The organism is Haloleucobacter albus, from assembly GCF_052492075.1.
The window spans coordinates 1-8982 of sequence record NZ_JBQWAS010000005.1; the positions used below are offsets into that span (position 1 = coordinate 1).

Genomic DNA, 8982 nt, shown 5'->3' on the forward strand with positions numbered 1-8982 from the left:
AGCAGTTCCAGCGGCTTTTGGGCGACAACGGCATCACCTGTTCCATGAGCCGGTCCGGCAATGTCTGGGACAATGCGGCCATGGAGAGCTTTTTCTCATCACTGAAAACGGAGAGAACAGCCCGCAAACTCTATCGTACCCACGATGAGGCCCGCTCTGATGTGTTTGATTATATAGAGCGCTTTTACAATCCTCATCGCAGACACTCGAAACTGGGCTATATCAGCCCAATGGAGTTCGAAGAACGCGCGAAGCAGGCTTAACCAACTGTCCACCAAACCGGCAGCAGCTCACCAACCTGAGCTTCAGCGAATGGGCTGGCGTGTTCGGTGACGCCAAGATGACCACCGCGCTGCTCGATCAGCTTACCCACCACTGCCACATCCTGGAAACCGGAAACGACAGCTTCCGCTTCCGCGCCAGCACTGCGGCGCCCAAAGCCAGAAAGGAGAAGCCCCCATCTTGAACCTGCCCAGAAACGGCAGCACATAAACCATACCCACCCGGGTCAATTCTCAATGGAAATCCCGGGTCACTTCTCAGTGGCAATCAACAGCACCGTGGTCTTCGGCCGCTGGTAGATGGCGGCCAGCCCCATGCGGGCCATGAGGCGCCGCACGCGCTTGCGCCCGGCCGCGTGTCCTTGCCGGCGCAGATGGCGCACCATCTGTCGCGAGCCGTACCACGGCGTTTCGAGGAACTGGCCGTCGATTGCTCGCATGATGGCGAGGATCTCGGGGCTTTCAGTCCTCGGGCCGCCATAGAACGCCGACCGGCTGATGCCGACCAGAGTGCACTGGCGCGTGATCGGCAGTTGTGGGTGATCCGGTTCGATCATGTCGCGTCTCGCCCCCACGCTCAGCGCCCGGAGGCCCGACGCAAAAAATCCCGTTCCACCACCAGTTGCCCGATCTTCGCGTGGAGCTGGTCGATCTCACCCTCGCGGGCAGCCTCGGCGGCTTCCGCCTTGCCCGAGAACACTGTGGCCATGCCCTCGACCGCCGGCTTCTTCCAGGCGTTGATCATGGTCTGGTGGACGCCGTGCTTCGCCGCCAGCTGTGCCAACGTCTGCGCCCCGCGCAGTGCCTCAAGGGCAACCTTCGCCTTGAAATCCGCTGAATACCGCTTCCTCTTCCCGGTCATCGGGCTCGTCCTTCCGTCAGGTCGAACCAAGCTTACCTCCCTGTCCAAGTTTCGGGGGCCACCTCAGTTCCATAGGGCATCCTTCCATTCCAAAGAAAAGATCGCACCATCAAACCATGGGATCAAACACCTAGTTGACCGACGCAGATATCTATTAGATAGGTTGTGAAACCGCTGAGACATATCCTATGAAATTCGCGACCTCTAAAACACTATCTTCTGATGATATTGATGCCCTACGGAATAGCAGGATTGGCTTTAACTCTGCTGTTCCAAAAGCTGGAGATACAATCTCAATTGCGGGTGAGCCAGTAGAGCCGTACACACTGCACCCTCCACGTACAATTCTAAGCATGGGGGCGTTCTCATACAGTGACGGATTCACCGGTCGCCTGATGGCATCTCGTGTTCGCATCGGCCGATATTGCAGTATAGCGGCCGGCGCGAGAACGATTACCACCCAACATCCGGCTGACTGGGTAAGTTCTCACCCGTTCCAATACTCTAAGTCTAGGTATTTGGATAGGGAGTTCTTTGATCTTCCAGAAGATTATTTCCCGTCTTGCAGTTATGACGCACTCCCTGCCCCAGTGACTATTGGCAACGATGTCTGGATAGGGATGAGCGCTACGATCATGGGGGGGGTTGCAATCGGTGATGGCGCTATCGTGGCGGCTAATGCCTTGGTCACGAAGGATGTTGAGCCGTATACAATCGTTGGCGGTGTCCCGGCACGTGTGATAAAGCGCCGTTTTGATGAGTGCTTGTCTGCTGAAATGCGCGGTTTGCAGTGGTGGAACTACCACTATCGCGATCTGGCTGGGATTGATTTCTCGAACCCATCAAAGGCCGTCGAGCAGTTGCGGTCTAGAGTTCCACATATTGAGCCCTTGGGCGCTGTGGCGGTCGATGTGCGCAATCTTATAGCCTGAATGACCTTGCCCCCAAGCTTTATCTAGCTTTAAGTTTTTTTGTAACGGTTGGGTTTGAGCCTGTCGGTCGCGAATGGAAGGTGGCTGCGAAGGCTGAGGACGGGTGTGATCCAGATCGGCCAACTGGTGGTGGAACGCGATTTTTTGAAACGGGCCTCCGGTCGTTGAGCGTTGATCGGAGGCGTCAGATGATCGAGCCGAAAAACCATGAGCTGCTGCCGGTTTGGTGGACACATCGATAAGATCGTGTCCTGGAACCGGAGAGCAGAAAATGACGGCTTCCGAGGGATGGAACTGGCGGCGTGACGACATTCACCGGCAAGCTTAAGCTAGGCATCGGACACATAAAGTCGTGATCCAGATGCGTGTTGCGACGAGCTTGATGGCTGCAAGGAAGTTTTCCGGGAGGCGATCGTAGCGCGTAGCGAGCCCTCGCATCTGCTTGATGCGGTTGAAGAAGCGCTCGATCTGATTTCTCTGGCGGTAGAGCCATGGGCTGAAGGCGAAGGTCCGCTTTCGGGTGACACGTGGCGGCACATTGGCGAAACCGCCCCGCTCCGCTGTCTCGGTGCGGATAGCGTCGCTATCATAGGCCTTGTCGGCGAGAAGGATGCCTCCTGGAGCGAGACGGGCCAGCAGTTCTCGCCCTGCAGGTGCATCGCCTGCCTGTCCGGCAGTCAGCATGAGATGGATGGGCCTGCCTTCGGCATCGACCAAGGCATGGATCTTGGTGGTCAGGCCGCCTCGGGAGCGTCCCATGCAACGATCGTCATCGCCCCCTTTTTAACCGCGGCGCCGTGTTGGTGCACCCGGACACAGGAACTGTCGATCATGACGATATCGCCGTCATAGGCGGCCGAGACGGCTTCCAGCAACCGGTCCCAGACCCCGGCGGCTCGCCAGCGCGCGAAGCGGTTGTAGAGGGTTGTACGCGGACCATAGCGCTCCGGTATATCCCGCCACGGTGCTCCGGTGCGAAAACGCCAGAGGATGCCATTGATCACCCTGCGGTCGTCCACCCGCGCCACACCCCGCACCTTGTTCGGCAGAAGCGGCGCGATGATCGCCCATTCCTCGTCAGTCAACTCGTGGCGGCGCATCTCTCAGGCTCCCGGTTTGGGAGCTTGAATCACGACATGATCAGACGCGCAAGTTTATGGGGCCACACCTAGCCGCCTAGCTGTCTAGGAATTGGGGACCACCTCACTCCAACCGCAAGCAGCAGACGTTCGTCGCGGAGTATTTGCGCGATATGAACGCGACCGCCGCCGCCATTCGCGCCGGCTACAGCCGACACACCGCACGCCAGATCGGTGCCGAGAACCTGTCAAAACCGTACATCGCAAAGGCGATCGCCCAGTTGATGGAGCGCCGGGCGGAAGCGACGAGGGTGGAAGCGGCCCGTGTACTGCAGGAGTTCGCCCGCATCGCCTTCGCGGATATCGGCCAGCTCTTTGACGCGACGGGCAAGCTCAAGCGTTGAACCAGCTCAATCCCAACGACTGCGCGGCTATCCGCTTTCTGCAAATCACGACCCGCGAACTGGGTGACGGGACCTTGGAGCGAAAGGTCGCACTGCAAGTCTGGGACAAGCTCGCCGCTCTCGAAAAACTCGCGCGTCACCTCGGATTGTTTGCGGCTCATGCCGGAACGGAGAGGAATTCCGCAGAACTGCTGGCGAATTTCAAAGAGCCATGATCCGCTACCCACGGGAAGTCCAAGCTCATTGGCAATCGAGCCATCGAAGACGTGACCATTGCAAAATCAGGCACGGCCTCTATCAATGGCGCCATTCCCGCTGTCGTTTTGGACGTTGGGAGTTGGGCTTAGCCATTTTACGGCTGGCATAATTCGCAGCGGGATACCGTGTGAGGGTAGCCAAACAGGTTCGGCCTGCATTGCCCGCAGCATGCGATCGTCTGGAACTCAACCTACGGCGCTCGCGTTGAGATCGTTGATGATCGTCACCAGCTTCTGCGCGCGCTGAAGGGTGAAAACCTGCTCCGGGCCGCTCGGTGCGATGTCCGTAAATGGGCTTTCGTATAAAAGGCCCGGATCCATTGAACCGTTCGCAGTCAGATGCTCGATGACCATGTCGAGAAACTCGATCTGCTGCGCCGTGGCCGCCGCATCGGCGAGGAACTCGCTGAACCGTTCGGCGACCATGTGGCGGTCGAGGCCGACAAGGGCGCGCAGGAACGGGCCAAAGCCATGAGCCAAAGTGCTGGCCGCTTCGAGATGCTGGCTTTCGGCGATGCCGCCTTCGAGCAGCATCTGCCGCAATTCCGCGATGTCGGTTTCGGTCAGCGGTTTGCCATGTCGCAGTTTGGCGATGGCAATGTGATCTTCGTGGTCGCGCAAGAAATGGCGGGCTTTGCGCTTGAACCGCGCGAAGTCAACTTCCCCAATCTGCGGCAGATCCAGCTCCGTCGCTTCTCCCAGACGATCTTCGAAATTGGTGTAGACGATCGCCTTTCGGCGCCGCTCGATATGATGCACGAGGGCCCGCAGGCGAAGGCGCACCAGCTCAAGCAGCGGCACAGTGATGCCCTGCCACCAGATATCGGACAGGATATCGAGGATGAGCGCGTGCTGAGCAGCGATGGCAGGGATCGCTATCTGCTCGTCAAGGGCCGAGGCGATCTCGACAAGCTGCGTCTTGAGCTGATCGAAGCGCCGCGCGCCCGTCAGCAGCGCAATCTCCAGATTGAACATCAGGAGATCGAAGCGCTTGGCCTCTTCCGGCTCGCTCTTCATGCCGTTCGGCAGGGGAGCGACGTGCTCGATCAAGTCCTCGCGCATGGCATCGGAAAGATCCTGCCATGCCTCCGGCGCCTGATATTTTTCGACCCGCTTGCGCTCGGCGCGCACGATGAAATTATCGAGGCTCATCGTCGCCACATAGGTCTTCAGGAAATCGAGCGCCGCGGCGCGGATCGCGCTTTCGTCAGGCCCTCCCTCTTCCGGGGCGCTAGGGGGCGTGGAGAGCTGGCCCTTTTCATCCAATGCCCGGATGAGATCGAAGCGCGCGGCGAACAGGCGCTCGCTGAGGGAACGTGCGTTCGTGCCCTCGTCGGGCTTGGGGTTCTGGCGGAAGAATTCGAGATTCTGGCAATAGTCGAAGACGCGGAAGAATTCCTTGTCCTCGCCAGGACCGAACAGGTCCGGGCAGAGCCGCGTGCCGCGCCCGATGATCTGCCAGAATTTGGTCTTGGAGCGGATCAGCTTGAACAGGACGAGGTTGACCACCTCGGGCACGTCGATGCCGGTGTCCAGCATGTCCACCGAGATGGCGATGTGCGGCGCGCTGTCCTTTTTCGAGAAGTCGTCGATCAGGGATTGCGCGTATTCCGTCTTGAAGGTGATGACGCGGGCGAAATGCCCGGCAAGATGGGGATAGGCCCGGTTGAAGCGCTGCTCGATGAACTCCGCATGGGCCTGGTTCTTGGCGAAGATGATGGTCTTGCCGATGCGGTCGCCGCCCGCGACCTTCAGTCCATGGGTCATCACATGGGCGAGCACCTTGTCCACCGTGTCGGCGTTGAACAGCCATTTGTTGACGGCTTCCGCCTCCACGCTGTCGGGCGGGTCGCCATCCGCCTCGTCCCACTCCAGCATGTCCCACTGGTCCTTCTCCGCCTCCGACAGTTCGTCGTAGTGGATGCCCGCGCGCAGGAAGTGGAGGGGCACGGAGACGGCGACGGGCGGCACCAGCCATTCGTCGAGGATCGCCTGATCGAGGGAGTAGGCATCGGTCGGCACCCCCTCTTCCAGCTCGAACAGGCCATAGGTGTTGCGATCGATCTCGTCGCGCGGGGTGGCCGTGAGGCCCACCAGCAGGCTGTCGAAATAGTCGAAGATCGCGCCATAGCGCTGGTAGACGGAGCGGTGGGCCTCGTCGATCACCACGAGGTCGAAATGGCCGGGGCCGAAGCGGGCGGCCTCGCCCTTGCGCTCGTCGATGAGGTTCATCATCGTCGGATAGGTGGAGAGGAAGACCCGCCCCGCGGCATTCTTCTCGGTCACCAGATTGACCGGCGCCGAATCCGGCAGATGCGCCTTGAAGGCGCGCGCGGCCTGGTTCACCAGGGCCACGCGGTCGGCCAGGAAGAGCACGCGCTTCACCCAGCCCGCGCGCATCAGAACGTCGATGAGGGCGATCACCGTGCGCGTCTTGCCCGAGCCGGTGGCCATGACGAGGAGCGCCTTGCGCTGGTGGCCGGCGTCGAACGCCTCCTTCACCCGCGCGATGGCCCGCTCCTGATAATAGCGCCCGACGATCTTGCGGTTGACCGGCACGCCGGTGAGCGGCAGCCGGCTCGCGCGCCGCTGGATCAGCAGTTGAAGCTCGTCCTTCTTGTAGAAGCCGGAGACCTTGCGCGGCGGATAGGTGGCATCGTCCCAGATCCAATGATCGTAGCCGTTGGTGGTGAAAATCACCGGGCGCTGGCCGAACTCAGCTTCCAGGCAGTCCGCATAAAGCTTGGCCTGATGGCGGCCCTCATGCTCGCTACGGCGGGTGCGCTTGGCCTCAACCAGCCCCAAAGGCTTGCCGTCATCGCCCCACAGCACGTAGTCGACGAAGCCCTTGCCGTCCCCATTGGGCATGCCGGTGACGGGAAATTCCCGGTCGCGCGCCTGGTCGAGGGGCCAGCCGGATTCCTTCAGCAGGAGGTCGATGAAGCGGTCGCGGGTTTCCGCCTCGGAATAATCGTGGGTGTCGGGCCGCTGCGCATTGGCCTTGCGGATGGCGTCGCGCTCGGCGCGGGCGGCCTTCAGCTCGACATCGAGGTCGCCCTTATTGCGCAGCAGCTCGGCGAAGGCGTGGTCCTTCGCCTCCATCTCGGCCTTGAGACGGGTGAGCTCCTTGAACGCCTTGCGGACGAGATCGTCCTTCTGCGTGAGCTGGGCGGGATCGAAGGCGAGGGTGTCCGTCGGCGGGGCCTTGGCATAGGTGCGCGCCAGCCAGAAGCACAGATGGAACAGTTCACGCACCGCCCCCTCGGCGTCCTTGCGGACGGTGTCGCGGGCCTCGTGGACGGCGCGGTTGCCGATGGAGATGATGAGCTTCGCCTTGGTGAACACCGCCTGCCCGGCGCGGGCCTTGAAGCTCGGCTCGTGGATCAGCGCCGAGATGCGACCGTCATAGGGAAAGGTGAGCCCGCCATCGTTGCGATAGACCCATTGCACGGCGAGCTCGACCGTGCGCCGCGCATAGAAGGCCGCCGAACGCGGATCACTCGCCACATAGCCTTCCGCCTTCTTCGCATTGTCGAAGATCTCCGGGAACTCGCTGGCGAGGAAGGCGAAATTGGACATGGGCGCGTCTCAGAGCTGGCCGGTGAAGGCGCGGTGCTGGAGGGAGGCGAAGAGGGAAGCCACATTAGCTTTGCTCGACTCCAATTTGGTCTTCAGCTCGGCTATGGTAGCGACCCTGTCAGCGAACTCAATTTGAAGTTCGATCGGCGGTACAAGCAGCGGGAATTTCGATAGCTGCGTCTTGTTGATTGACGCGATTCCAGTGGTTTGCTTGGCCGACTGGAGAAAATACCTCTTTCCTCTTGCGCTTCCCATTAGCCAATTTACGAACAGCGGCGACACGCGATCTGAAAATATGCGAATTTTGAAAATATGATTTTGATGAATGGCCTCCGGAATCTCATCATTCCAAATGGTGCCGCGCCCAAGCTTATCGGGATCCCCGCCCTCCGTAACAAGGATATCACCCTTCATTAATCTATATTTTTGAATTTCAGATTCGGTGGCCTCGATCTCTTTAACCGCCCTCAGGTCGAGAGATCGATCCTGAACATTTGCCACCGCCAGATATGGAACACTCCTGGTTTGCTGTCCACGTGTGGAACGGCCTTTCGTGACGCCGGAACCTATTTCGGCCGCATTGGCGAGGAGCAAATCATCCTCCCAACCCTTCGGATTACTCACCGGGTCCCCAAACATCTCCAGAAAGATCGACTGGGTGAGGCTGTCGAGGAGGGCGAGGGCCTGCCGGCGCTTGCGCCGCTGCGCATCGGCCTTGTCTAGGATCGCCGCAATCCGCTTCTGCTCGTCGAGGGGCGGGAGGGGGATTTCCAGGCGCCTCAAGAGATCTGCCGGCACGCGCTTCTGGCCGGCGCTTCCGGTCATGCCCTTCTCGCCGACAGTCCTGAACCGCGCACTCCAGAGAAAATAAAATATATACTTCGCATCCACGCCCGGCGAAGGGCGTACCACGTGGAACTCCGTCGATCCAAAACCCAGTTGATTCTGGATCGCAGTCGTGCACGCTGCTTTGCCATTCTCGAAGCACGGAGTGATTTTGGCGATGAGAACATCTCCACGCTCGAAATAAGTATATCCCTTCTTCACCTCGCCATAGGCGCGCGCCTCCTCGAAGGCGACATATCCGTCTTCCGAAATTGCGCTCATTGGAAGGAACGATACGAGGGTATTGTCGCTGATGCCTTTCGGAATTCTCGGATTGACCTCGCACACATCTCCAAGCCGAGCCATCCGCACACTCACAGCATCGCCTCCAGCTCCTTGAGCCCCGCCGCGATCTCATCCTCCAGCGCCAGCAATTCGGCGATGATCTCCTTCGGCGGGCGGTGCTCGGTGGCTTCGTGCACCACCTCCTTGTAGCGGTTGAGGGAAAGGTCGTAGTCCGCCGCCGCGATCTCCTCGGCGCTCACGCAGAAGCTCTGCGCGGTGCGCGGGTTCTCCCGCTCACTGCCGGGGCGGGGGGGCCCGCGCCCCCCCCCCCCCGGCCCGGGGTTGGGGGAAGGGTCGTTGGCCGCCGCGGGTATCCCCCGGGCGCACACGCAGACGCTGGGCGGGGTGCGGGGGTTCCCCGGCCCAGGGCGGGCGCGGTGGGCCCCGCGCGACACCACGTCGGGCAGGTTGTTCCGGG

General features: G+C 60.6%; 8 protein-coding genes and 2 pseudogenes. 5 read left to right on the forward strand and 5 right to left on the reverse strand.

Annotated features, from left to right (window positions below):
* Both ACT6QH_RS00085 and ACT6QH_RS00090 read left to right on the forward strand, forming a co-directional pair.
* A partial coding sequence (locus ACT6QH_RS00085; RefSeq protein ID WP_444972800.1) for an integrase core domain-containing protein occupies positions 1 to 263 on the forward strand: 263 nt, incomplete at its 5' end.
* A 29-nt stretch (positions 264 to 292) separates the two neighbouring features.
* A pseudogene (locus tag ACT6QH_RS00090) lies at positions 293 to 466 on the forward strand (ATP-binding protein); the annotation flags it as partial.
* Positions 467 to 556: 90 nt separating this feature from the next.
* Here the strand turns inward: ACT6QH_RS00090 and ACT6QH_RS00095 are convergent.
* Positions 557 to 1143 (reverse strand): annotated as a pseudogene (locus ACT6QH_RS00095) (IS3 family transposase); the annotation flags it as partial.
* A 188-nt stretch (positions 1144 to 1331) separates the two neighbouring features.
* Between ACT6QH_RS00095 and ACT6QH_RS00100 the strand changes: the two are divergent.
* On the forward strand, positions 1332 to 2075 hold the full coding sequence (locus ACT6QH_RS00100) for a CatB-related O-acetyltransferase (RefSeq protein ID WP_444972801.1): 744 nt from the start codon (positions 1332 to 1334) through the stop codon (positions 2073 to 2075).
* Positions 2076 to 2399: 324 nt separating this feature from the next.
* On the opposite strand, the gene ACT6QH_RS00105 is transcribed toward ACT6QH_RS00100, so the two are convergent.
* A protein-coding gene (locus ACT6QH_RS00105) for an IS5 family transposase (RefSeq protein WP_444972802.1) occupies positions 2400 to 3175 on the reverse strand; the annotation gives its coding sequence in 2 pieces (ribosomal slippage) (positions 2400 to 2854 and positions 2854 to 3175; 777 coding nt in all).
* A gap of 152 nt (positions 3176 to 3327) precedes the next feature.
* Between ACT6QH_RS00105 and ACT6QH_RS00110 the strand changes: the two genes are divergently transcribed.
* The gene (locus ACT6QH_RS00110) at positions 3328 to 3558 is read left to right on the forward strand and encodes a terminase small subunit (protein WP_444972803.1); all 231 of its coding nucleotides are present in this window, start codon (positions 3328 to 3330) and stop codon (positions 3556 to 3558) included.
* A complete protein-coding gene (locus ACT6QH_RS00115) occupies positions 3555 to 3773 on the forward strand; it encodes a terminase small subunit (RefSeq protein WP_444972804.1) in 219 nt (72 codons plus the stop codon). Before ACT6QH_RS00110 ends, ACT6QH_RS00115 begins: the two co-directional genes overlap by 4 nt.
* Before the next feature lie 228 nt (positions 3774 to 4001).
* On the opposite strand, the gene ACT6QH_RS00120 is transcribed toward ACT6QH_RS00115, so the two are convergent.
* The 3 genes from ACT6QH_RS00120 to ACT6QH_RS00130 are packed head-to-tail and all read right to left on the reverse strand — an operon-like array spanning position 4002 to position 8764.
* Complete coding sequence (locus tag ACT6QH_RS00120; protein WP_444972805.1) at positions 4002 to 7394, reverse strand: DEAD/DEAH box helicase family protein; 3393 nt, start codon at positions 7392 to 7394, stop codon at positions 4002 to 4004.
* Positions 7395 to 7403: 9 nt separating this feature from the next.
* Positions 7404 to 8597, reverse strand: a complete 1194-nt coding sequence (locus tag ACT6QH_RS00125; RefSeq protein WP_444972806.1) for a restriction endonuclease subunit S — start codon at positions 8595 to 8597, stop codon at positions 7404 to 7406.
* Positions 8594 to 8764, reverse strand: coding sequence for a hypothetical protein (locus ACT6QH_RS00130; RefSeq protein ID WP_444972807.1), 171 nt, complete (start codon positions 8762 to 8764; stop codon positions 8594 to 8596). Before ACT6QH_RS00130 ends, ACT6QH_RS00125 begins: the two co-directional genes overlap by 4 nt.
* Between the last annotated feature and the right edge of the window lie 218 nt (positions 8765 to 8982).

Coding starts and splice junctions, on each gene's coding strand:
- ACT6QH_RS00100 (WP_444972801.1), top strand. CDS start 1,332: ATGAAATTCGCGACCTCTAAAACACTATCTTCTGATGATATTGATGCC.
- ACT6QH_RS00110 (WP_444972803.1), top strand. CDS start 3,328: ATGAACGCGACCGCCGCCGCCATTCGCGCCGGCTACAGCCGACACACC.
- ACT6QH_RS00120 (WP_444972805.1), bottom strand. CDS start 7,394: ATGTCCAATTTCGCCTTCCTCGCCAGCGAGTTCCCGGAGATCTTCGAC.